The organism is Amycolatopsis sp. NPDC104863 (assembly GCF_055582965.1).
This window is the reverse complement of sequence record NZ_JBVJOW010000002.1, coordinates 608663-630450: the sequence shown is the minus strand read 5'-3', so window position 1 is coordinate 630450 and position 21788 is coordinate 608663. Positions and strand designations below refer to the sequence as shown.

Genomic DNA, 21788 nt, shown 5'->3' with positions numbered 1-21788 from the left:
CGGACGGAGGCGAGCGCGCGTGCACGGGCACCAGAACGGGTTGAAGACGGCGTTGCTGCTCGGCCTGCTGTCGGCGATCATCGTCGCGATCAGCGGGCTGTTCGGCCGTGGCGCCCTGGTCATCGGCCTGCTCGTCGCCCTCGGGATGAACGCGTTCGCCTACTTCAACTCGGAGAAGCTGGCGCTGCGCGCGATGCACGCCCGGCCGGTGTCCGAGGTCGAGCAGCCCACGATGTACCGGATCGTGCGCGAGCTCGCCCACGTCGCGCGCCAGCCGATGCCCCAGCTGTACCTGAGCCCGACGAGCGCACCGAACGCGTTCGCGACCGGCCGCAGCCCCCGCCACGCGGCGGTCTGCTGCACGACCGGCATCCTCGACCTGCTGGACGAGCGCGAGCTGCGCGCGGTGCTCGGCCACGAGCTGTCCCACGTGTACAACCGCGACATCCTGATCTCGTGCGTCGCGGGCGCGCTCGCCAGCGTGATCAGCGTGCTGGCGAACATCGCCCTGTTCTTCGGCGGCAACAACCGCGACGGAAACCCCCTGGTCAGCCTGCTGTTGATCTTCATCGGCCCGATCGCGGCGGCGGTCATCCGGATGGGCGTGAGCCGGTCCCGCGAGTACCAGGCGGACGCGTCCGGCGCGGAGCTGACCGGAGATCCGCTGGGCCTGGCGTCGGCGCTGCGAAAGCTGGAGGCCGGCACGCGGGCGCGACCGTTGGTGGCCGAGCCACAGCTGGTGTCACAGTCCCATTTGATGATCGCCAACCCGTTCCGGCCGGGGGAGGGGCTGAGCAAGCTGTTCTCGACCCACCCGCCGATCGCCGATCGCATCGCGCGCCTCGAGGAGATGGCTCGCCGCGCCCCAGGCGGCCTGTAAGCCGGGGCGCGGGTTCGCCGGAAAGTGGCTTGGACCTGCCGGAATGCGGCTGCCGCTCAGCTTGGCCGCGCCGCGGCTCCCGCGGGTCATTGGCTCCGGCGGCGGACAGTCGGCTCTGTGGCCTGCCCAGGGTGGCGTCGGCCGCGCAGCAGACCGCTGGCGGCCGCAGCGGCGCGGGCTTGCGCGCGGGTTCCGATGGTGACCGAGCAGTTCCGGCGGCGCCCCTTGGCGCTGTTGCCCGCTCGAGCCGAGCATTCCCGCGGGTGTTCGGCAGCTCCGCCGCTACGCCGAAGCCCCCGCCGCCACAGCGACAGCCTTCACGTAATCGCCGTAACCGGACTTCGCCAGCTTCACGCCCAGCGCGTAGCACTCGTCGGCGTCGATGAAGCCCATCCGCAGCGCGATCTCCTCGAGGCACGCGATGCGGACACCCGTCCGGTGCTCCAGCACCTGCACGAACTGCCCGGCCTCCAGCAGCGAGTCGTGCGTGCCGGTGTCCAGCCAGGCGAAGCCGCGGCTGAGCTCCACCAGCGTCGCGCGGTCCTTGTGCACGTACGCGAGGTTGACGTCGGTGATCTCCAGCTCGCCGCGTGCCGAGGGCTTCAGCGAGCGCGCGATCTCGACCACCTCGTTGTCGTAGAAGTACAGCCCGGTGATCGCCTTGTTCGAGCGCGGCTTCTCGGGCTTCTCCTCGATCGAGATCAGCTTGCCGTCGGCGCCGACCTCGCCGACGCCGTAGCGCTCGGGGTCCTTCACCGGGTAGCCGAACAGGACACAGCCGTCGAGATCGCGCACCGCGTCCTGGAGACGGGTCGAGAAGCCCTGGCCGTAGAAGATGTTGTCGCCGAGCACCAGCGCGACGTCGTCGTCGCCGATGAAGTCCGCGCCGATCACGAAGGCCTCGGCCAGGCCGTTCGGGCTCGGCTGCTCGGCGTAGGTGAACGAGAGGCCGAACTGGTCGCCGTTGCCCAGCAGCTTGCGGAAGTTCGGCAGGTCGGCAGGGGTGGAGATGATCAGGATCTCCCGGATCCCGGCCAGCATCAGCACCGAGATCGGGTAGTAGACCATCGGCTTGTCGTACACCGGCAGCAGCTGCTTCGACACCGCCTGGGTGATCGGGTGCAGGCGCGTCCCGCTGCCTCCGGCCAGCACGATGCCCTTCATGAGCTGCCTCCCTTGGTCGGTTCTCGGCCGGGACCCACCCTACGGGGGAGTCTGGAAGGCTCGATCGGGAAGCGCTAGAAGGCCGGCCCCTTGCCGAAGTAGGCCTTGCAGCCGAGGTTGTACTCGGTGGCGACCTCCAGGACGTTCTTGCCGTCGTCGACCGGCAGGAGCGTCGAGGAGTAGTTGGGGCAGAAGTTGTTGTAGATGCCGGTGATGTGCACGGGGGCGGGCAGCTCGTACCAGTTGCCGCTGCCGAAGTTGTCGTTGGCCAGCAGCACCTGGCCGTTGCCGGGCTGCGGGGCGCCCTTGGCGTCGGTGTAGATCTGCCCGACCATGACGATCCGGACGCCGTTCGGGCCGCCCGGGAACAGCGTGATCGTCTGGGCGTGCTGGAAGTAGTTGCCGTTCGCGGTGTTGACGCGGGTGCCGGGGTCGGTCGGGCTGCCCCAGTTGGCGCCGTCGGGCGAGATCTTGAAGTACGGGTCGCAGTAGCGGTCGCGGAAGTTGCAGATCTCGTAGGCGAAGTAGTACCGGCCGTCGGGCAGCCGCCGGATGATCGGCATCCCCGGCCGGACGCGGTCCGGCGGGATGGCCAGGGTGAGCTGCTTGGTGCCCCAGGTCACGCCATCGGTCGAGGCGACGCGGTTGAGCACCTGCGCGTACTTCGGCGCCTGCGTCTCGTCGGCGTAGTGCAGCCAGAGCGTGCCGCCGGCGTCGACGGTGAACTCGGGCTCCCAGATGCCGTCGATGTTGTGCGACCGCGCGGCCTCGGACAGGAACATCCACGAGCGGCCGCCGTCCTTGCTGGCCCAGACCCGGATCCCGACGCGCCGCTGCGCCCCGGCGTCCTGCCGGTAGGACGCGGCCCACAGCAGCGTGCCGGCCCGGAGCTTCCCGACCCGCTGCGGCAGCTCGTAGACGGTGCCGCAGCACATGCCGTACCGGCCGTCGGGGTCGTGGATCTCGCCGATCTTGTGGAACGACTCGCCCTCGTCGGTGCTCTCCATCACCGGCGTGAACTTGCCGCCGGCGTCTTCGCTGGTCAGCGTCGCGATGATGCGGCCGCGCCCGATGATGGAGTGCTCGAGCCGGATCAAACGCGCGTAGGAGCCGTAGCCCGGCACGAGCTGCTGGCGCTCGGCGGCGCTCGCGGGTGTCAGGAGCGTCGCGGCGAGGATGACTGGCAGCACGAAGACGAGCAAGCGGCGCATCCTTGACCCTCTCCACGCGGTGACCGCGCGATTACAACACGCGTGCGGGGTCCACCGTGGACAGTCACACGGCGCATTCGCGCGTTCGAGGGGTTTGCCGACCGCGAATGGGTGATCCATCACCCTCGGCGACGGTAACGCTCGGGCAAAGTGCGTCGAAAGATCACCTGAGGGTCTTGAGGGGGAACGATGAGAGTTCGGTTGTCCTGCGTCCTGGCGGCTGTGGTGCTGACGTCCGGGTGCGCGTCCGGCATCGGCGGCTACGGCGAGATCGTCGCCGCTTCCGGCGCGGCGGTCCCGACGCCGTCGTCGACCGCGCCCCCGGCGCCGCGCGAAGTGCCGACGGAGACGCACACGGGCAAGGGGAGCGGCGAGTTCGCGACGACGTGGCCGGCGGACCAGCTGGGGTTCTTCACGTTCGACTGCCCGAAGTGCACGAGCAACGTGATCATCGACACCGACGGCGGCGAGCACGGCCTGGTCAACGCGATCGGCGCGTACAAGGGGACGACGTGGCTGAACACGTACCCGGACCAGCCGGTGAAGAGGGTGACGATCCACGCGAACGCCCCTTGGACGGCGACGATCGCGGACCAGCGGAGCTTGCCTACTGCGGCCGCTGGAGCTGCGTCGACGGGCAAGGGTGATGCGGTGCTTCGTCTGCCGATGGGGGTGAGCCGCGTGCAGCTGACGGCGAAGACGCGGGGGAACATCGCGCTGTGGATGATGTCGCCGGAGAAGCGGGATCTGCTGTTGAACCAGATCGGAGACGTGCAGGTGGAGCGCGATCTCCGGGGGCCGGCTTTTGTGCGGGTGGATGGTTATGAAGCGAGCTGGACGCTGACACCGTCCTGATCCGTGGGGTTTTTTGGACCGGAATTGTCCATTTCCGCGCCGGTGGCTTGCGGCAAACTGTCGGGGTGGCAAACCGGGCCGGACGGGCGACGACCGTGATCGCGGTGCTGGGTTTGTCGGCCTGGGTCGCGCGGGAGTTCCGGAAAACATCACCAGGGAGCCCGAGCCTCGGCGAAACCCCGCCGGCGGAGCGATCCGTTTCCGGCGAACCGTCAGCGGATTCCCTGGACAAGGAGCAGCTGGACCAGCTTCACGCCGCGACGTTGAAGGCTGCGGACTCGTGTTTCGAGCTGAAGAAGCTGTGCGCCACGGTTCTGGTACCGGCGGGTGTGCTGGTGGCGACGTTCAGTGACAAGAAGCTGAACCCGGCCGTCTTCGTGGCCGCGTTCCTGATCATCGTCGCTTTCTGGATCGCGGACGCGTTCAGCTTCTACTATCAGCGCCGGCTCCGGCTGTTGATGAAAGAGATCTGGCTCCGGCGCGGCTCACGCTGCGCCGGTGGCTACCAGCACACACAAGAGGTGGCGGCGGTGAACTGGCGGACGGCGGCGTTCAACCCGTCGATGATCTATTACCTGCTGCTGATCGTCCTGGTGGGCGTGGCACTGGCGGCCTACTCGCTCAACCTGCTCGACGTCGCGAATGCCGGTACCGGATGAGTGTCTTCGTCAGCTACTCGCGGGCGGACAACACGCTGGAAGCGCTGGGCCGGCTGCGTGACCGGCTCGGGTTTGCCGACGTCTACGTCGACGATCTCGACTGGGCGAAGTCGGGACTCACCAGGCTCGAGTCGGTCCGCAGCCGGTTGCTGACCGCCTCGGCCTTCGTCGCGGTGGTGAGCGAGAACTACCGCAAGACGGCCTGGACGGCGTGGGAGTTCCACGTGGCGACCGTGCGTGAGGTCCCGAAGTTCGCACTCCTGCCCACCGGCGCGCTCGTGGCCGAGGGGACGGCCTCGTGGCCGTTCGAGGCGTTCGCCCTGGAGGGAGGCGCCGCCCGGCGCCCGTGGTGATGACGCGCGTCACGCCTGCGGGCACCCGGGGCCGGGTGCCCGCAGGGTGTCACCGGTAGTTGGTGAACTGCAGGGCGATCTCGAAGTCCTTGCCCTTCAGCAAGGCGATCACGTCCTGCAGCTGGTCTTTCTTCTTGCCCGACACCCGCAGCTGGTCACCCTGGATCTGGGCCTGCACACCCTTCGGCCCCTCGTCGCGGATGAACTTGGCGATCTGCTTCGCCTTGTCCGAGGCGATGCCCTGCAGGATCTTGCCGCCGATCTTGTAGATCTTGCCCGAGAGGGCCGGCTCGTCCGCTTCGAACGCCTTCAGGGAGATGCTGCGCTTGATCAGCTTCTCCTTGAAAACCTCGACCGCGGCCAGGGCGCGCTCCTCGGTCTCGGACTCGATCGCGATCGCCTCCTCGCCCGACCAGTTGATCGTCGTGCCCGTGCCGCGGAAGTCGAACCGCGTGCCCAGCTCCTTGCTCGCCTGGTTCAGCGCGTTGTCCACCTCCTGGCGGTCGACCTTGCTCACGACGTCGAAAGAGGGATCCGCCACGTGTCCTCACACCTCGTACTCGCTTGTCAGGGGCACCCAGCCTAGCCCCCACCACGGGACGGGCATCCCGGTTGACCCCCGCCGAGAGGCGTTGGGTAAGCTTCTCTCCGGCCGGTACGACCGGCCTGGGCGGGTTACCCGAGTGGCCAAAGGGGACTGGCTGTAAACCAGTTGGCTTACGCCTACGGGGGTTCGAATCCCTCACCCGCCACCCACAGTGGGCACGGCCCCGCGACCGTTACTCCGGTCGCGGGGCCGTTTCCTTGTATACAGGACACGAATGTTTGCCGGTGGTTTCCCCGCTGTACAACCAGATGTTCGAATTGTCCAATAAATGCCTCGTGTCGATTAAAGCCGCGATTCGGCGGCAATTTTGCGGCGAAACGGCGGAAGATTCATTCGTAGGTACGGCCCTAATTTCGAAATCGACCGGGAATCCGTAACAGCCTTCTCGGCCCGCTCGACCCAGCTGGGTGGCAGAGGTCCGATCGATGGAGGCGAACATGCCCGTTCCCGGCACACTCGAACGTCCGATGCGTGAACAGCTCGTGCAGGTCCAGTACGCCGACGCCCAGCTCGTCGCCGACTACGCCGATTCCTACTCCGGATGGGGGCCCACCGCCCGATATCACCACTCCCGCATGCACGCCGTCGACCAGGTGCTTCGGCGGTGCGCCGGCGGGAAGCTCCTCGACGTCGGCTGCGGGCCGGGGATGATGGTGCGGCACCTGGTCGACGACCGGCCCGGGGACTTCGCCGTCACGGGGTGCGACCGGTCCGCCGCGATGGTCGACGCCGGACGACGGCGCGTGCGGGAAGCGGCCGGTTTTGCCGTCGGGGACATCGAAGAAATGCCGTTCCCCGACGGCGTTTTCGACATCGCGCTCGCGATGGGCGTGCTCGAGTACGTCGACATCGGCGCGGCGTTGACGGAAATCGCGCGGGTGGTGCGGCCCGGTGGGCTCGTGGTCGTCACGATGCTCAACCCGCGCAGCCCCTACCGCCTGTTCGAATGGGGCCTGTACTGGCCCGCGCGCCGCGTTCTCGGCGGCCTCGAGCACGCGCTGAGAGTCCCGCAAAAACACGGCGCGCGCCGCACCGGAATCCAGGCGCTGCCGACCCGGCGGCTGCACCACGAACTGTGGCAGGCGGGCCTGCAACCGGAGGACACGCTGTTCTACGACGTCACCGCGCTGGTGCCGCCGCTCGACCGCGTCGTCCGGCGCTGGGACCGCCGGTGGCGCGCGCGGCCGGAGTCCACCGTGGCCCGCGGCGCCGCGGGCCGCCTCGGCACCGGGTACCTCGTCGCCGCGCGGCGGCTCTGACCCCGGAACGGAAGAACGGCCGGTTTCCCTGGGGGTGGGGAAACCGGCCGTCCGGGGGCGGCGGCGTTCGGGGTTACGCCGCCTGGGAAACCGGCGTCGAAGCCGGGGTCAGGGCGAGGTCGAGGACCTCGCGGACGTTGGCCACCGCGTGGACGTCCAGCTGGGACAGCACCTCGGCCGGGACGTCGTCGAGGTCCGGCTCGTTGCGCTGCGGGATGATCACCGTCTTCATCCCGGCCCGGTGGGCCGCCAGCAGCTTCTGCTTGACACCGCCGATCGGCAGGACGCGTCCGGTCAGGGACACCTCACCGGTCATCGCGACGTCCGCCCGGACCACACGGCCCGAGAGCAGCGACGCCAGCGCCGTCGTCATCGTGACGCCCGCCGACGGCCCGTCCTTCGGGACCGCGCCCGCCGGGACGTGCACGTGGATGCCCCGCTCGCGCAGGTCGCCCACCGGCAGCTCCAGCTCCGCGCCGTGCGAGCGCAGGTAGGACAGCGCGATCTGGACGGACTCCTTCATGACGTCACCGAGCTGACCGGTCAGCTGCAGCCCGGACGCGCCGGACTCCTTGTCCGCCAGCGACGCCTCGATGTAGAGGACGTCACCGCCGGCGCCGGTCACCGCCAGGCCCGTCGCCACACCCGGGGTCGCGGTCCGCTGGGTCGACGCGGGCAGCGACGACTCCGGCAGGTGCCGCGGGCGGCCCAGGTACCTCTCCAGGTCCGGGGAATCCACCGTGAGCGGCAGGGCCACCTCGTCCAGCGCCACCTTGGTCGCGATCTTCCGCAGCACCTTCGCGATCGTGCGGTTCGCGTCGCGCACGCCCGCCTCGCGGGTGTACTCGGCGGCGATCCGGCTGAACGCGGCGTCCGTCAACGAGACGTCGGCCGTGCCCAGCCCGGCGCGCTCCAGCTCCCGGGGGAGCAGGTGGTCGCGGGCGATGGTGACCTTCTCGTGCTCGGTGTAGCCGTCCAGCGTGACGAGCTCCATGCGGTCCAGCAGCGGGCCGGGGATGGTCTCGAGCGCGTTGGCCGTCGCCAGGAACACGACGTCGGACAGGTCCAGCTCGACCTCGAGGTAGTGGTCGCGGAACGTGTGGTTCTGCTCCGGGTCCAGCACTTCGAGCAGCGCCGCCGTCGGGTCGCCGCGGTAGTCGGCGCCGACCTTGTCGATCTCGTCGAGCAGCACGACCGGGTTCATCGAGCCGGCTTCCTTGATGGCGCGGACGATCCGGCCGGGCAGCGCGCCGACGTAGGTGCGGCGGTGGCCGCGGATCTCCGCCTCGTCGCGGATGCCGCCCAGGGCGACCCGGACGAACTTGCGGCCCATGGCCTTCGCGACGGACTCACCCAGCGACGTCTTGCCGACCCCGGGAGGGCCCGCGAGGGCGAGCACCGCGCCCGAACGCCGGCCACCGACTGGGCCGAGACCCGATTCGGCACGGCGCTTGCGCACGGCCAAGTACTCGATGATGCGTTCCTTGACGTCGTCGAGGCCCGCGTGGTCGGCGTCGAGCACCGCCCGCGCCGCGGCGATGTCGTAGACGTCCTCGGTGCGCTCGTTCCAGGGCAGCTCCAGGACGGTGTCCAGCCAGGTGCGGATCCAGCCGCCCTCGGGGGACTGCTCGGACGTCCGGTCCAGCTTGTCCACCTCGGCCAGCGCGGCCTTCTTCACGGCGTCGGGCAGCTCGGCGCCTTCGACGCGGGCGCGGTAGTCCGTGTCGTCGGTGGAGCCGTCGAGCTCGCCCAGCTCCTTGCGGATCGCCTCGAGCTGGCGGCGCAGCAGGAACTCCTTCTGCTGCTTCTCCATGCCCTCGGAGACGTCCTTGCGGATCGTCTCGGTGACTTCCAGCTCGGCCAGGTGTTCCTTGCTCCACTCGAGCGCCTTCTCCAGGCGCGCGGTGACGTCCAGCGTGGTGAGCAGCTCGACCTTCTGGTCGGTGTCGAGGTACGGCGCGTTGCCGGACAGGTCGGCGACCGCGGACGGGTCTTCGACCTGCTGGACGGCGTCCATCAGCTGCCAGCCGCCGCGCTGCTGCAGGATCGAGATGACGACGGCCTTGTACTCGGCCGCGAGCGGCGCGGTGCGGTCGTCGGTGGTTTCGGGGGCGTCCTCGGCGTGCACCCAGCGGGCGGCGCCGGGTCCGTCGGCCATCCGGCCGACGAGCGCGCGGGTCGTGCCGCGCAGCAGCACGGCGGCCTTGCCACCGGGCACGCGCCCGATGCGCTCGACCGTGGCGACGGTGCCGTACTCGGCGTACTCACCGTGGACGCGCGGCACGATCAGGACCTCGGCCTTGGTGGCGCCGGTCGACCGGATGCCGGGGAAGCTGGCCTGGCTCGGGGTGTTGGCCTGGGCGGACTCCACCGCGGCCCGCGTCTCGGTGTCGGTGAGGTCGAGCGGGACGACCATGCCCGGCAGCACGACGTCGTCATCGAGCGGGAGCACGGGCAGGAGGCGGGTGTCGGTCATGTGCACTCCTCGGGTAGTTGAGTCTGCCTAGCTCAACTCTCCGATGGGCGTGTTTGTTTCCGATGGTGCGTTCGCCCACAGCGATCAGGGAAAGCGCAGGTCAGCGGGCCGGGCGGCGTGCGACGGCACACCACGCGAACGGCCGGGTTTCGAAATCCAGGACCGTCGGAGGCTCGTCGGGACGCCAGTCCGGCAACGATGTCATCCCCGGCGGCAGCAGCGGCCAGCCGCCGAACCAGGGCAGCAGCTCGTCGGCCGAGCGCAGCCACGCCGGGTTCGACGTGTCGCGGTAGGCGTCGATGAACCGGTGCACCTCGGCCGCGCGGTCCGGCGGCGCGTCGTCGCGGCAGGTGCCGTGCGTCAGCGCCAGCCAGCTGCCCGGCGCGAGCTTCGCGCGGTACTCCGCCATCAGCCCCGCGGGGTCGTCGGACGGGCCGACGAAGTGCATCACCGTGATCATCAGCAGGCACACCGGCCGTGACCAGTCGATCAATGACGACGTTGTCGGGTCGGCGAAGATCTCCTTCGGCCGCCGGATGTCCCGCTCGACGAGCCCCGCCCAGTCCGACGCGCCCTCGCGCTCCAGGATCAGCCGCGAATGCGCGGCCGCCACCGGCTCGTAGTCGACGTAGACGACCGAAGCCTGCTCGCCGGGCGGCAGCAGGTCGCGGACGATCTCGTGCACGTTCCCCGCCGTCGGCACCCCGGAGCCGAGGTCGACGAACTGGCGGACCCCGGCGTCCATCGCGGCCGCGACGACGCGGTTCATGAACGCCCGGTTCTGCCGGGAGATCGGCCGGATCAGCGGCCACACCTTCTCGACGCGGCGGCCGAACTCGCGGTCCACCGCCCAGTGGTGGTTCCCGCCCAGGTACCAGTCGTAGACCCGGGCCGCGGACGGCTTGTCGGTGTCCACCCCGGCGGGGGCGATCGGCGCGGTTTCGCTCATCCGCCGGGCTTCTCCGCGATGCCGCACCACGCGTACGGCCGCGCTTCCGCCTCGAGCGCGTTCAGCTTCCGGTCGGGCCGCCAGTCCGGCAGGTGCACGATGCCCGGCTCGAGCAGCGGCCAGTCGCCGAACAGCGGCTCGATCTCCTCGCGGTCGCGCAGCCACACCGGGTTGCTCGTCTTCCGGTACTGCTCGACGAACCAGCGCAGCCCCGTCAGGTACTCGCCGCTCCCGTCACCCTCGCTCATCTGCGAAAGCGCCAGCCAGCTGCCCGGCGCGAGCGCGTCGCGGTAGTCCGCCAGCAGGCCGTGCGGGTCGTCGTCCGGCCCGACGAAGTGCAGCACCGCCGCCATGATCAGGCAGACCGGCTTCGAGAAGTCGATCAGCCGCTTCGTCTCCGCGGCGCGCAGCACGGCTTTCGCGTCCCGCATGTCCGCCTGGACGATGCCGGCCCAGTCGGTCGCCGCCTCCTCTTCGAGGATCAGCGTCGCGTGCGCGACGGCGACCGGCTCGTAGTCGACGTAGACGACCGTCGCGTCGTGCTCGTCGGGCAGCTCCGCCTCGACGACCTCGTGCACGTTGCCGGCCGTCGGGACCCCGGAGCCGAGGTCGACGAACTGCCGGATCCTGGCCCGCAGCGCCGCCCGCACCGCGCGGTTCATGAACTCGCGGTTCTGCTTCGACCCGGGGCGCACGAGCGGCCACTGCTGCTCCATGCGCCGGCCGAACTCGCGGTCCACGGCCCAGTTCTGGGTACCGCCGAGGTACCAGTCGTAGATCCGGGCCGCCGACGGCTTCTCCGTGTCGACGCCTTCGGGCGCTCTGGGCGCGGAATCCCGCTGATCGGTCACTTCGGCTCCCCACTCCCTCATCCTGGTGGCCAGCCTACAAAGAGCCGGCGTCCGCGGGGATCCGCCAGTCGTTCACCGAACGGCTGGTCGACGCTGCCAGTACGTCCAGAGCGGGCGGTAGCCCTGCGCGTACCAGAACGGCGTCGAAAGCGGGTTCGCCGCCGCGTGGTGCAGGAGGACGACGTCGGCGCCCTCCTCGTCCAGCACCTGGTGGGCGTGGGCGGCCAGCGCGGTGCCGACGCCGGAGGACCGCGCGGCCTCCGCGACGGCCAGCGAGGACAGGTAACCGACGCGGGTCGCGGCCACGCGGTCGCTGATCCAGCCGGTCTCGCCGGGGTGCTGGACGTTCACCATGCCGAGCGGGCGGCCGTACAGCTCCGCGATCCAGACCGCGGGCTCCGGCCGGTTCAGCTGCTCGGCGAGGTCCTTGGCCAGGATGTCCTCGACCCCCTCACGCCAGTTCACCGTGCCGTACTGGGCGTCGTAGGAGTGCAGCTCCATGCCGAGCGCGACGGCGGTTTCGAGGTCGTCCGGCCCGGCCCGGCGGATCTTGACGCCGGGCGTGCCGCGCTCGCCCGCCGGGACCAGCCGCTCGGCCGGGCGGACGGCGATCACGCGCAGCGGCGCGAAGCCGTGGTGCAGCATTTCGCGCGCGCCGGCGGCGTCGCGGCTGGCGCGCGGCACGACCGCCGCGGTCTCGGTGTCGCCGTGCTCGGCGACCGCGCGCAGATGTTCATCCCATCGGGTGAGCAGGGCGTCGAGCACGGCCGCCGGCTGGGAGCCGGCGAGCTGGAGGTCGAGCCGGTGCTCGGTCAGCGCGCGCCAGGGGGCGTTGGGCGCGCCCTGGTCGACCTGGATGCGCGAGGCGAGGCCGGACGCGGCCGAATCACCGGTGGCGACTTCCAGCACCACGGCGTTTTCGGCCGCCTCGAAGGGAGAAGAACCGGGGAGCAAGGGATCCACCGCCGCGAGCCGGGCCGCGTGTTCGGTGGCAATCACGTCGCTGTGCATGGGCACATTCAATCGCTACCGGGACTGTCGTGCGCACAGAACGCCGTCAAGGTCGGACACCCGATGTTTCACCCCTTGGTCCACGCAGGTCAGCGCCTTCGAGGCATTGTTAACCCTGGGGTGATCTCCTACTGTCTCGAAAGGGACACGGGTACGCCCTACGGGGTACGGTATGGCCCTTGTCCACACCCGAAGTCACGGATCAGCACCGGTGGACAAGCCGGGAGGGAAGGTCGGATGCCGGACACCAACGCCCACGGCGACGCCGTCGCACAGGCGCAGCCCGGGCCGGGAGCCGCTTCCGAGGCACCTCCCCAGCCCGCCGCGTCCGCCGAGGCGCGCACCGACGAGCGCCGGTTCCGCGTCTACACCTTCGCCGTCCTGAGCCTGGGGCTCGTCGCCGCGTTCGCGGTCGGCTCGTGGCTGCCGTTCCACTGGGACAGCAAGCTGCTGTGGATCGGCCCGGTCCTCGCGGTCGCCTTCCTGCTCGCCGAACAGCTCGGCATCAACGTCGACGTCCGCAGCGGCATCTCGTGGACCATCTCCTTCACCGAGATCCCGCTCGTCATCGGGTTCTTCGTCGCGCCGTTCGAAGTCGTGCTGGCCGCGCACCTGGTCGCCGGCATCGGGACGCTGCTCGCGCGGAAGGTCTCCGGCCGCGTCCTCTACAACGCGGGCGCGTTCCTGCTCGAGATCACCGGCGCCTTCGCGGTCGCCGGGCTGGTGAAGGTCGCCGTCGGCGCCGGGGCGGGCGCCGAGATCCCGTGGGTCGCCGCGCTCGTCGGCACCCTGACCGCGCCGCTGGTGAGCACGTTGCTCGCGCTGGCCGCGGTCCGCGTGCTGCGCCGCCGGATGCGGGTCAGCACCGCCGTCCGGCTCACCGCGCGGATCCTGGTCGTCGGGTTCGTCAACGCCTCGGTCGGCCTCTCCGGCTACCTCGTCATCTCCAACACGCCCAAGGCGTGGCCGCTGGTGCTCGCCGTGTTCCTCGGCCTCACCGCGCTCTACTGGGCCTACTCCGACCTGCTGCGCGAGCAGCGGGACATGGAGGCGCTCTCCGACGTCAGCCTGATGGTGGCCCGCTCCGGGCAGCAGGCCGCGGCGCGCCCGGCCAGCCGCGCGGAGGAGCTCGTCGGCGGCGTCGACGTCCGGGAGTGGGCGACGATCGCCGAGCGCATCAAGGACCAGCTCGCCGCGGGCCGGGTCGTGCTCCGGCTGCGGCTCGAAGCCAAGGACCCGATGCGGGTCGTCGTCGCGGGCGACGACCTGCCGCCGGCCGACCCCGCCGCCGACGACCCGCTGCTGCGGCTGCCCGGCGCGCACGTCCGGCACTTCCGGATCACCGAAGCCAACCCCGACGTCCGCACGGCGCTCCTCGACCGCGGCGCGCAGGAGGCGCTCGTCGTCCCGCTGCGCAGCGGGAACCAGCTCCTCGGCGTCGTCGAGGCGCACGACCGGCTGTCCCGCTGGCGCGGTTTCGGCAAGTACGACGTCCAGCTGCTCGGCACGATGGCCAGCCACCTCGCGACGTCGCTCGACAACCGGCGGCTGCTCGCGACCCTGCGCCACGACGCCTACCACGACCCGCTCACCGGGCACCTCAACCGGCTGGGGTTCCGGCAGGTGGCGAAGGAGCCGTTGCGGGACTTCGCCAACGCCGTGGTGCTGCGGATCGACCTCGACGTCTTCTCGACGGTGTCCGACGCGCTGGGCTACGCCTGGGCCGACCGGATGGTGATCGCCGCCGGCCGCCGCATCCGCGACGCGCTCGGCCCCGACGTCCCGCTCGCCCGCCTCGAAGGCGCGTCCTTCGCGGCGCTGCTGGTCGGCTGCCCGCCCGAGGACGCCCACCGCGCGGCGGAACGGCTGCGCGAAGAGCTTTCGGCGCCGTACCCGGTCGACCGGCTTTCGGTCGAGGCCAACGCGATGATCGGCTACGCGACGACGTCCGCGGACGAACCCGGCGACGTCGTCGACATCGAAGGCCTGCTGCAGCGCGCCGACGTCGCGGTCCGCGCCACGAAGGGCGGCGAAGAGGTCCGCGGGTACGTGCCGAGCATGGGCCAGATCTTCCTGCGGCGCTTCCAGATGGTCACGCAGTTCCGGCAGTCCCTCGAAGACGGCCAGGTCAGCGTCCACTACCAGCCGAAGATCACCCTGCCGAACCGTCAGGTCCAGGGCGTCGAGGCGCTGGTCCGCTGGGTGCACCCGGAGTTCGGCCGGCTCGGCCCGGACGAGTTCGTCCCGGCCATCGAGGCGGCCGGCCTGATCGGCGTGCTGACGTCGTTCGTGCTCGGCGAGGCGCTGAAGCGCTGCCGCAAGTGGCTCGACGAGGGCCTGCGGATCTCGGTGGCGGTCAACCTCTCGGTGCGCAACCTCGCCGACGAGGACTTCCCGAACAAGGTCGCGCGCGAGCTGGACCGCGTCGGCATCCCGCCCGAGCTGCTGACGTTCGAGCTCACCGAGTCCGGCGTGATGTCCGACCCGCAGAAGGCGCTGCCGATCCTGCGCGAGCTGCACTCGCTGGGCATCACGCTCGCCGTCGACGACTTCGGCACCGGCTACTCGTCGCTGGCCTACCTGCGGCAGCTGCCGGTCGACCAGGTCAAGATCGACAAGAGCTTCGTCCTCGGCATGGGCACCGACCTCGGCGACCTCGCGGTGGTCCGGTCGATCGTCGAGCTGGGCCACTCGCTCGGCCTGACGGTGGTCGCGGAAGGCGTCGAGGAGGACGTCGCGCGCGACCAGCTCGAGGCGATGGGCTGTGACGTCGCCCAGGGCTACCTCATCTCGCGCCCGCTGCCGGAGGACCGCCTCGAGGCGTGGCTGCAGGCTCGGACCGCGCGCTCGCCGGGTCGCCACTCCGAGACCGTGCTTACCTTGCTGACCTGAGGTTTTGCCGTTTGTCGACCCCGGTTGCACGGCCGGGTGACGGGGCTTGGTAATCTTTCCAAGTCCTCGCGAGAGGCCAGGCCCCTTTAGCTCAGTCGGCAGAGCGTCTCCATGGTAAGGAGAAGGTCTACGGTTCGATTCCGTAAAGGGGCTCGCGACCTCAGCCGCGCCACGTTCGCGTGTCGCGGCTTGGGTCATGTAAGGGCGGTGTAGCTCAGTTGGCAGAGCAAGCGGCTCATAATCGCTGTGTCGCCGGTTCAAGTCCGGCCACCGCTACGCGGTAACGACTGGGGCTGGCCCCCGGGACCTGAGAGAGAAGGAAACGCTGTGGCTGCCACCGACGTGCGACCCAAGATCACGCTGGCGTGCGAAGAGTGCAAGCACCGCAACTACATCACCAAGAAGAACCGGCGCAACAACCCGGATCGCCTGGAGATGAAGAAGTTCTGCCCGAACTGCGGTACGCACCGGACGCACAAGGAAACTCGCTGACCGCGTAGCGCGTTCGCACCAGCTTCGAAGAGCCGCCCTGGACCACCGGGGCGGCTCTTTGCTGTTGGTAGCCTCCTCGACGTGCCCTTGGACGAGTCGTTCACCGGGCGGGTGTACCCGCCGCAGACCAGTTACGAAGTGAGCCGGGAGAAGATCCGGGAGTTCGCCGACGCCATCGGCGACGGGAACCCCGTCTTCCGCGACCCGGAGGCGGCCAAGGCGGCCGGCCACCCGGACGTCATCGCGCCCCCGACGTTCATCACGATCATCAACCTCGCCGCGATCAACGCGATCGTCACCGACCCCGAGCTCGGCCTCGACTACTCGCGGATGGTGCACGGCGACCAGCAGTTCAGCTACACGCGCCCGGCGCACGCCGGCGACCGGCTGCTGCTGACCACGCACATCGACCGGATCATGGCCCGGGCCGGCAACGACTTCATCAACCTGCGCGCCGAGATCACCGACGCCGACGGCGCGCACATCGCCACCACGCGCGCGCAGCTCGTGGTGCGGGGGGAGGACGCGTGAACGTCGGAGACGAGCTGGGCACCCTCGAGGTCCGGATCACCCGCGACCAGCTGGTGCGCTACGCCGGCGCGGCGCTGGACTTCAACCCGATCCACTGGAACGAGGCGTTCGCGAAGGGTGTCGGCCTGCCCGACGTCATCGCGCACGGCATGCTCACGATGGCCGTGGCCGGCCGCGTCGTCACCGACTGGCTCGGCGACCCCGGCCGGCTGGTCGACTTCAGCGCCCGCTTCACCCGCCCGGTCGTCGTGCCGAACACGCCCGAGGGCGCGCTGGTCGAGATCACCGGCAAGGTCGGCGCGATCCAGGACGACGGCATCGTCCGCCTCGACCTCGTCGTGAAGCACGACGGCAAGACGGTGCTGGGCAAGCCGCAGGCCCTCGTCCGCGCCTAAGGCAGCTTCAGGAGGGCCAGGACGGCGTCCGCCATGCCCTGCTCGCCGCGCGCGTTGGGGTGCAACGGCGCGGCGGGCGAGGCGGGCAGCAGGCCCTCCACCCAGCGCGTGCCGGACGCCGAGCAGACGTCGTGGCCCTTGCCGGGCGTCGCCGTGTCGGCGTACCCCGCGCGGTGGCCGTCGGCCTGGTCCTCGAGCATCTTGTTCAGCTTGCCGAGCGCCTCGCGGAAGTACGCGACGTCGCCGGCGCCGACGGGCAGCGACGGCCAGCAGCCGTCGCCGTCGGGCAGCACGGTCGGGTAGCCGACGACGACCACCTTGGCCTTCGGCGCCTTCGTGTGGATCCGGTCCAGCACGGCGCCGACCTTCGGCGCGGCGGCGTCGATCCGCTCGGCCAGCTGGTCGTGCCCGCCGGCGGTCAGCCGGTCCTTGCACGGCGACGACGCCGGCTGGGTCGTCGCGCACGACGACGCCAGCTGCAGGAAGCCGACGTCGTTGCCGCCGATGCCGAGCGTCACCAGCGTGGTCTTGGCGGTGACGGCGTCGAGCTGGGGCGGGTTCGTGCCGTTGCCGGTCTTCTGCGCGGCGGTCAGGTTCGCCGTCGTCGCGCCGCTGCAGCTGACGTCGGCGAACTCGGCGGGCTTCAGCTTCGCGGAGACGAGGTGCGGGTAGTTGTCGTCCGAGCGGTCGCAGCCGGCGGGTGTCCCGGCCTGGCGCCCGGTGCGCGGCGCCGACGTGTAGGAGTCCCCGAGCGCCACGTAGCGCCCGGAGCCGCCTCCGGTGTCCGCGCCGTCGGGCGGCGCCGACGAAGAGCCGTGCTGCCACTTGTAGTACCCGAAGGCCAGCAGGCCGAGCACGAGCACCAGGACGAGACAGCCGCCGCCCGCGCTCTTCTTCGCCACTCCTTCGTTCTACCGGGCCCGCACCCGCGCCGACCTAGTCAATCCGGGTGACGCGCTGGGCGAGCAGGTCGTTCACCAGGCCCGCGCCGCCCTCCGGGTCGTCCACGCTGACCAGCACCGTCCGGCCGCTTTCCAGCGCCAGCGCCATGGCCGGGCCGCCACGCACCTTGTAGGCCGTCGTGCCGGTCACCGGGTTGAAGCGCAGGCCGAGCCCGGTGTCGCCGAACGTCGACAGGTCGCGCGTCGTGGCTTCGCGGATGCTGCCGAGCCCGATGTGCCGCCACGGGACGCCGAGGAGGCCGAAGCGGATCGTCACGCCCTTGGCGTCCACAGTCGCCTTCAGCCGGTAGGTCGTCGCCGTCACGAGAGTGCCGACCAGCGCGATCCAGACGGCCATCGGCCAGGAGAGCCCGGCGGGCAGCAGGCCGATCGCGACGGGGACCAGCAGCAGCGTCCAGAGCATCGCCGGGTTGACCGCCCGGCTCGACCAGTAGGCGCGCTGGCCCGGCCGGAGCCCGACGCTCGGGCGGTCCGGGCTGGCTTCGACGGGCGGGGCGGGCAGGCCGCCGACGAACGCCGCCACGACCCCGAGCACGGCCGCGCCGGCCAGGAACAGCACGACTACGGCGCCACTGCGCGCCGCGTGCCAGTCCGGCACGTCGAGGTTGGGCACGAGCACCGAAAGCAGGGTGGCCGGCGCCAGCACGGCGAACCCGGCGCCGACCCCGACGGTGACTCGCGGCACCGGCCGGCCACGGCGCAGGGCGGCCACGGCCGTCGTCGCGAGGACCACCGTCGCGACCGCGCCGAGGGCCAGGCACACGGTGACGAACACCCCGGCCGGGGTCGAGCCGTCCGGCCCGTCGTTCCAGTGCGTCGCGACGGGGTCGGGCAGCCGGCCGGCCCAGGCGCCCGCGAGGAGCCCGGTGGTGACCAGCACCGCGCCCGGCAGCACGGCCGTCGCGGTCAGGACCCGGATCAGCTTGGTCATGAGTACTTCTCCTTCAGGATCCCGGTGAGCTCCTCGAACCCGACACCCGCGCGCTTGGCCTCGCCGGCCAGTTCGGCGGCCAGCTCGGCCAGCCGGGCCCGCGCCGACGCCCCGCCGATCACGACGGCGCCCCGGCGTCGCCGCAGGTCGATGAGGCCTTCGTCGCGGAGCACGGCATACGCGCGCAGCACGGTGTGGACGTTGATCTCCAGCGCCGTCGCCAGCTCGCGGGCGGGTGGCAGCTGCTCGCCCGGGGCCGGGCTGCCGTCCGCCAGGGCGCGGCGCAGCGACGCCGCCACCTGTTCGAAGAGCGGGACGGTCGAGCTCGGGTCGATCCGGACCAACATAATTCTAACTGTACTAGAACTAACCGGCTTTGGCTGGGTGAACCTGAACGAGGGATCGATGGTTGCGTGCGGCGGGGATCACGGCGAGGGTGGGGCCCGCCGGAAGAAGTCGAACCGAGAAAGGCAGGAAAAAGCTGTGGGCCTGAACCTGAACAAGCTCGTCGACAAGGCTTACGAAGACAAGTCGATCAAGGAGCTGCTGGACGCCCCGCCGTCCGCGCTCGAGGGGCTCACGCCGAAGCACGACGAACTGCTCGCGGAGCTGAAGATCAAGACGGTCCGCGACCTCGCGAACTGGAAGTACGCGGCCAAGGCGCAGGCGCTGGCCACCCTCGCCGACAGCGAGTCCTGACCGCTCAGGCGGCCAGTTCGGCCGCCAGCTCCAGTGCGTGGTCGACGTCCTTCGCGACGTAGTGCAGGTCGACCAGCACCTCCGTGATGCCCGCTTCGCGGGCGACGTCCAGGCACGCCGGGACGTCCGCGACCGAAGCGACCCCGGTGCCCGCGCGCGGGTTGATCCGCAGTACCCGCCGCAGCGCGCCGGGGTCGCGTCCGGCCTTCTCGGCCGCTTCGAGCGCGACCGACCAGAGGCCGTCGAGGTACTGCTTCGGCATCCAGCCGGCGAGCCAGCCGTCCGCGCGGCGCCCGACCCGCGCCAGCGCCGGCGGCGAGAACCCGCCGAGCAGCACCGGTGGCCGCGGCCGCTGCGCCGGGCGCAGGCCGACCGTCGACGGCGCGATCCGCCACTGCGGGCCGTCGTGCGCCGCCGGGTCGCCGGTCCAGAGCGCTTCCAGCGCGTCGAGCACGTCTTCGAGCCGCTTGCCGCGGCCCGCCCACGGCACCCCGGTCGCGAAGTACTCCTCGCGCAGCCAGCCGAGCCCGAACCCGACGTCCAGCCGGCCGCCGCTGGCGAGGTCGAGCGAGGTCAGGGCCCTGGCCAGCAGGACCGGGGAATAGACGGGCCCGGTCAGCGCGCTCATCCCGAGGCGCGCGGTCCGCGTCACGGCGGCGGCGGTGGCCAGCGTCGTGAACGGGTCCGCGAAGGTTTCGAACTCCTTCGGGTACGGCTCCGCCGGCGTCCCGCCGCCCGGGTACAGGTCGGACGGCTCCCGGGGCGTCAGGATCCGGTCGCCGACCCACAGCGAGCCGAAGCCGAGGTCCTCCGCGGCGGTCGCGAAGCGCGCGACGGCGGCGGGGTCGGCGAGGGCGCCGTACTGGGGGAGCGCCAGGCCGAGCCGCGTCCCGCTCACCGGTGAGCGGGACTCCGGGGTGCTCGTCATGGCGGACATCCTGGCATGATCAAGGGGTCGGCGGGAGGTTTTCCGCAGGCCGACCGGGCTTCGGCGGTCGATCGGGGGGCGCGGTTGCGGGCTCTCGTGAGGCTTGCCGTAGACTTCGGGACTTGGAACGCACTACGGTCATCCCCGCCTGGATGGTGGGGATGCTGGAAGGCGTCCACGGGGCCTCGAGTGATCGGGACTCCACAGGGGTGTAGCTCAATTGGCAGAGCAGCGGTCTCCAAAACCGCAGGTTGCAGGTTCAAGTCCTGTCACCCCTGCGTAACGGAACTGGTGGAGCGGAGGAGTGGTCGTGAGCGACAGCGACGCCAGCGGCGGCGAGCAGGAGCAGGACGGCAACGGGCAGAAGCCCGAGAGCCCGTCCCGTCCCGTCACAGCCGCCGCCCGGCGTGAACGCCGTGCGACCGCTCGTCCGGCGGGCAAGTCCGCGGCACGTGCGGACGACAAGTCCCGACCGGCCGGGAAGTCGGGGGAGAAGGCCGCCCCCGACGCGAAGGGCGCTCCGACTCCCAAGCGGGACCAGAAGCCGAAGAAGGCCTCCGTGTTCGCACGGCTGGTGCGCTTCGTCCGCGAAGTGTGGGCCGAGCTGCGCAAGGTCATCTGGCCGAACCGCAAGCAGATGGTCACCTACACCGCGGTCGTGCTGGTCTTCGTGGTGTTCATGGTGGCCCTGGTGAGTGGTCTGGATCTCCTGTTCAAGTGGGGCATCGGCCACGTTTTCGGCTGACGCGCCTCGGCGCGCGCCGATGGGGCTCAGGTCCCGGCCTGACCCCGGCAATGATCAACTGAGAGGACGGAACGTGACCTCCGACAACGGCACATCAGCCGGTCACGACCTGACCGAGCTTTCCGACGAGCAGGTGCACGCGGCACTCGGTGACGAGGAATCCGCGCACCTCGAGCCCGTCGAGGTGTCCGACGAGGTCGACGAAACCGCCCCTGCCGACGCCGAGGCCGCTCCGGAAGAGGCCGCGGCCGAAGAGGCCGAGCCCGCCGCGGCGGACGACGACCCGGTCGCCACCCTGCGCGCCGAGCTGATGGCCGCGCCCGGCGAGTGGTACGTCGTGCACTCCTACGCCGGGTACGAGAACAAGGTGAAGACCAACCTCGAGACCCGGACCACGACCCTGGACGTCGAGGACTACATCTTCCAGATCGAGGTCCCGACCGAAGAGGTCACCGAGATCAAGAACGGCCAGCGCAAGCAGGTGCAGCGCAAGGTGCTGCCCGGCTACATCCTGGTCCGGATGGACCTGAACGACGCCTCGTGGAGCGCGGTGCGCAACACGCCGGGTGTCACCGGGTTCGTCGGCGCCACCTCGCGGCCGTCGCCGCTGACCGTGGACGAGGTGCTGAAGTTCCTCGCCCCGCAGGTCGAGAAGGAAGCCCCGGCGAAGGCCGGCAAGGGCGAGTCCACGACGACCGCGGCGCCGCTCGGCGGCCCGGCCGTCGAGGTCGACTTCGAGATCGGCGAGTCGGTCACGGTCATGGACGGCCCGTTCGCCACGCTGCCGGCGACGATCTCCGAGGTCAACGTCGACGGGCAGAAGCTGAAGGTCCTGGTGTCGATCTTCGGCCGGGAGACCCCGGTCGAGCTGTCGTTCACCCAGGTCTCCAAGATCTGACGGCCGCTCGGTCGGCCGCAGTCCCCACGTCCACGGCAGG

Annotated in this window: 23 protein-coding genes and 4 tRNA genes; 16 read left to right on the top strand and 11 right to left on the bottom strand. The window is 70.7% G+C overall.

Annotation, left to right across the window (positions count from 1 at the left end; all coding sequences use genetic code 11):
- The first annotated feature begins 19 nt into the window (after positions 1–19).
- Positions 20–880, top strand: coding sequence for a zinc metalloprotease HtpX (gene htpX / locus ACZ63J_RS12475; protein WP_465335999.1), 861 nt, complete (start codon positions 20–22; stop codon positions 878–880).
- 282 nt (positions 881–1162) lie between these two features.
- Here the strand turns inward: htpX and rfbA are convergent, their stop codons facing one another.
- Both rfbA and ACZ63J_RS12465 read right to left on the bottom strand, forming a co-directional pair.
- Complete coding sequence (rfbA, locus tag ACZ63J_RS12470) at positions 1163–2044, bottom strand: glucose-1-phosphate thymidylyltransferase RfbA (RefSeq protein WP_465403603.1); 882 nt, start codon at positions 2042–2044, stop codon at positions 1163–1165.
- Positions 2045–2118: 74 nt separating this feature from the next.
- On the bottom strand, positions 2119–3255 hold the full coding sequence (locus tag ACZ63J_RS12465) for a sialidase family protein (RefSeq protein WP_465403605.1): 1137 nt from the start codon (positions 3253–3255) through the stop codon (positions 2119–2121).
- Positions 3256–3444: 189 nt separating this feature from the next.
- Here ACZ63J_RS12465 and ACZ63J_RS12460 point away from each other — a divergent pair, with 189 nt between their 5' ends.
- The 3 genes from ACZ63J_RS12460 to ACZ63J_RS12450 all read left to right on the top strand — a co-directional run bounded on the left by ACZ63J_RS12460 (position 3445) and on the right by ACZ63J_RS12450 (position 5122).
- Complete coding sequence (locus ACZ63J_RS12460) at positions 3445–4110, top strand: hypothetical protein (RefSeq protein ID WP_465403607.1); 666 nt, start codon at positions 3445–3447, stop codon at positions 4108–4110.
- A 65-nt stretch (positions 4111–4175) separates the two neighbouring features.
- Positions 4176–4769 (top strand): hypothetical protein, encoded by a 594-nt coding sequence (locus tag ACZ63J_RS12455; protein WP_465403609.1) that lies wholly within the window; start codon positions 4176–4178, stop codon positions 4767–4769.
- Positions 4766–5122 carry a toll/interleukin-1 receptor domain-containing protein gene (locus ACZ63J_RS12450; protein WP_465335994.1) on the top strand — a complete coding sequence of 119 codons (357 nt, stop codon included), beginning with the start codon at positions 4766–4768 and terminating at the stop codon, positions 5120–5122. Before ACZ63J_RS12455 ends, ACZ63J_RS12450 begins: the two co-directional genes overlap by 4 nt.
- Before the next feature lie 49 nt (positions 5123–5171).
- On the opposite strand, the gene ACZ63J_RS12445 is transcribed toward ACZ63J_RS12450, so the two are convergent.
- On the bottom strand, positions 5172–5663 hold the full coding sequence (locus ACZ63J_RS12445) for a YajQ family cyclic di-GMP-binding protein (RefSeq protein WP_247015184.1): 492 nt from the start codon (positions 5661–5663) through the stop codon (positions 5172–5174).
- A 128-nt stretch (positions 5664–5791) separates the two neighbouring features.
- Between ACZ63J_RS12445 and ACZ63J_RS12440 the strand changes: the two genes are divergently transcribed.
- Positions 5792–5874 (top strand) — tRNA-Tyr (locus tag ACZ63J_RS12440).
- Positions 5875–6196: 322 nt separating this feature from the next.
- Positions 6197–6988 (top strand): class I SAM-dependent methyltransferase, encoded by a 792-nt coding sequence (locus ACZ63J_RS12435; protein ID WP_465403611.1) that lies wholly within the window; start codon positions 6197–6199, stop codon positions 6986–6988.
- A gap of 73 nt (positions 6989–7061) precedes the next feature.
- Here ACZ63J_RS12435 and lon read toward each other — a convergent pair whose 3' ends face one another.
- From lon to ACZ63J_RS12415, 4 genes are all read right to left on the bottom strand, one after another.
- Entirely contained in the window at positions 7062–9464 is a 2403-nt protein-coding gene (gene lon / locus ACZ63J_RS12430; protein ID WP_465403613.1) for an endopeptidase La, read from the bottom strand.
- A 100-nt stretch (positions 9465–9564) separates the two neighbouring features.
- Positions 9565–10413 carry an SAM-dependent methyltransferase gene (locus ACZ63J_RS12425; RefSeq protein ID WP_465403615.1) on the bottom strand — a complete coding sequence of 283 codons (849 nt, stop codon included), beginning with the start codon at positions 10411–10413 and terminating at the stop codon, positions 9565–9567.
- Positions 10410–11264, bottom strand: a complete 855-nt coding sequence (locus ACZ63J_RS12420; RefSeq protein ID WP_465403617.1) for an SAM-dependent methyltransferase — start codon at positions 11262–11264, stop codon at positions 10410–10412. The genes ACZ63J_RS12425 and ACZ63J_RS12420 overlap by 4 nt, the downstream gene beginning before the upstream one ends.
- A gap of 72 nt (positions 11265–11336) precedes the next feature.
- Positions 11337–12275: a GNAT family N-acetyltransferase gene (locus tag ACZ63J_RS12415; protein ID WP_465335989.1), complete on the bottom strand. Its 939-nt coding sequence runs from the start codon at positions 12273–12275 to the stop codon at positions 11337–11339.
- A 237-nt stretch (positions 12276–12512) separates the two neighbouring features.
- On the opposite strand from ACZ63J_RS12415, the gene ACZ63J_RS12410 reads away from it, so the two are divergent.
- The 6 genes from ACZ63J_RS12410 (at position 12513) to ACZ63J_RS12385 (ending at position 16585) form a co-directional block, all read left to right on the top strand.
- Positions 12513–15167, top strand: a complete 2655-nt coding sequence (locus ACZ63J_RS12410) for a putative bifunctional diguanylate cyclase/phosphodiesterase (protein ID WP_465403619.1) — start codon at positions 12513–12515, stop codon at positions 15165–15167.
- A gap of 80 nt (positions 15168–15247) precedes the next feature.
- A tRNA-Thr gene (locus ACZ63J_RS12405) sits at positions 15248–15320 on the top strand.
- A 50-nt stretch (positions 15321–15370) separates the two neighbouring features.
- A tRNA-Met gene (locus ACZ63J_RS12400) sits at positions 15371–15443 on the top strand.
- Between the two features lie 51 nt (positions 15444–15494).
- Positions 15495–15659, top strand: a complete 165-nt coding sequence (gene rpmG, locus ACZ63J_RS12395; RefSeq protein WP_005152047.1) for a 50S ribosomal protein L33 — start codon at positions 15495–15497, stop codon at positions 15657–15659.
- Between the two features lie 81 nt (positions 15660–15740).
- A complete protein-coding gene (locus tag ACZ63J_RS12390) occupies positions 15741–16190 on the top strand; it encodes a MaoC family dehydratase N-terminal domain-containing protein (RefSeq protein WP_465308580.1) in 450 nt (149 codons plus the stop codon).
- Positions 16187–16585, top strand: coding sequence for a MaoC family dehydratase (locus ACZ63J_RS12385; protein ID WP_465403621.1), 399 nt, complete (start codon positions 16187–16189; stop codon positions 16583–16585). Before ACZ63J_RS12390 ends, ACZ63J_RS12385 begins: the two co-directional genes overlap by 4 nt.
- Here the strand turns inward: ACZ63J_RS12385 and ACZ63J_RS12380 are convergent.
- Genes ACZ63J_RS12380 through ACZ63J_RS12370 form a run of 3 tightly spaced genes read right to left on the bottom strand, consistent with a single transcriptional unit; the run spans position 16582 to position 18825 of the window.
- The gene (locus ACZ63J_RS12380) at positions 16582–17487 is read right to left on the bottom strand and encodes an SGNH/GDSL hydrolase family protein (RefSeq protein ID WP_465403623.1); all 906 of its coding nucleotides are present in this window, start codon (positions 17485–17487) and stop codon (positions 16582–16584) included. The two genes, ACZ63J_RS12385 and ACZ63J_RS12380, sit on opposite strands and share 4 nt — an antisense overlap.
- A gap of 34 nt (positions 17488–17521) precedes the next feature.
- Positions 17522–18478 (bottom strand): hypothetical protein, encoded by a 957-nt coding sequence (locus ACZ63J_RS12375; RefSeq protein WP_465403624.1) that lies wholly within the window; start codon positions 18476–18478, stop codon positions 17522–17524.
- Positions 18475–18825 (bottom strand): GntR family transcriptional regulator, encoded by a 351-nt coding sequence (locus ACZ63J_RS12370; RefSeq protein WP_465308588.1) that lies wholly within the window; start codon positions 18823–18825, stop codon positions 18475–18477. The genes ACZ63J_RS12375 and ACZ63J_RS12370 overlap by 4 nt, the downstream gene beginning before the upstream one ends.
- Before the next feature lie 136 nt (positions 18826–18961).
- On the opposite strand from ACZ63J_RS12370, the gene ACZ63J_RS12365 reads away from it, so the two are divergent.
- Positions 18962–19177 (top strand): hypothetical protein, encoded by a 216-nt coding sequence (locus tag ACZ63J_RS12365; RefSeq protein WP_465308590.1) that lies wholly within the window; start codon positions 18962–18964, stop codon positions 19175–19177.
- A 4-nt stretch (positions 19178–19181) separates the two neighbouring features.
- On the opposite strand, the gene ACZ63J_RS12360 is transcribed toward ACZ63J_RS12365, so the two are convergent.
- Positions 19182–20105, bottom strand: a complete 924-nt coding sequence (locus tag ACZ63J_RS12360; protein WP_465403626.1) for a TIGR03619 family F420-dependent LLM class oxidoreductase — start codon at positions 20103–20105, stop codon at positions 19182–19184.
- A 205-nt stretch (positions 20106–20310) separates the two neighbouring features.
- On the opposite strand from ACZ63J_RS12360, the gene ACZ63J_RS12355 reads away from it, so the two are divergent.
- From ACZ63J_RS12355 to nusG, 3 genes are all read left to right on the top strand, one after another.
- A tRNA-Trp gene (locus ACZ63J_RS12355) sits at positions 20311–20383 on the top strand.
- A 26-nt stretch (positions 20384–20409) separates the two neighbouring features.
- Positions 20410–20850, top strand: coding sequence for a preprotein translocase subunit SecE (secE, locus tag ACZ63J_RS12350; protein WP_465403628.1), 441 nt, complete (start codon positions 20410–20412; stop codon positions 20848–20850).
- A gap of 73 nt (positions 20851–20923) precedes the next feature.
- Positions 20924–21748, top strand: coding sequence for a transcription termination/antitermination protein NusG (gene nusG / locus ACZ63J_RS12345; protein WP_465403629.1), 825 nt, complete (start codon positions 20924–20926; stop codon positions 21746–21748).
- Positions 21749–21788 lie beyond the last annotated feature (40 nt).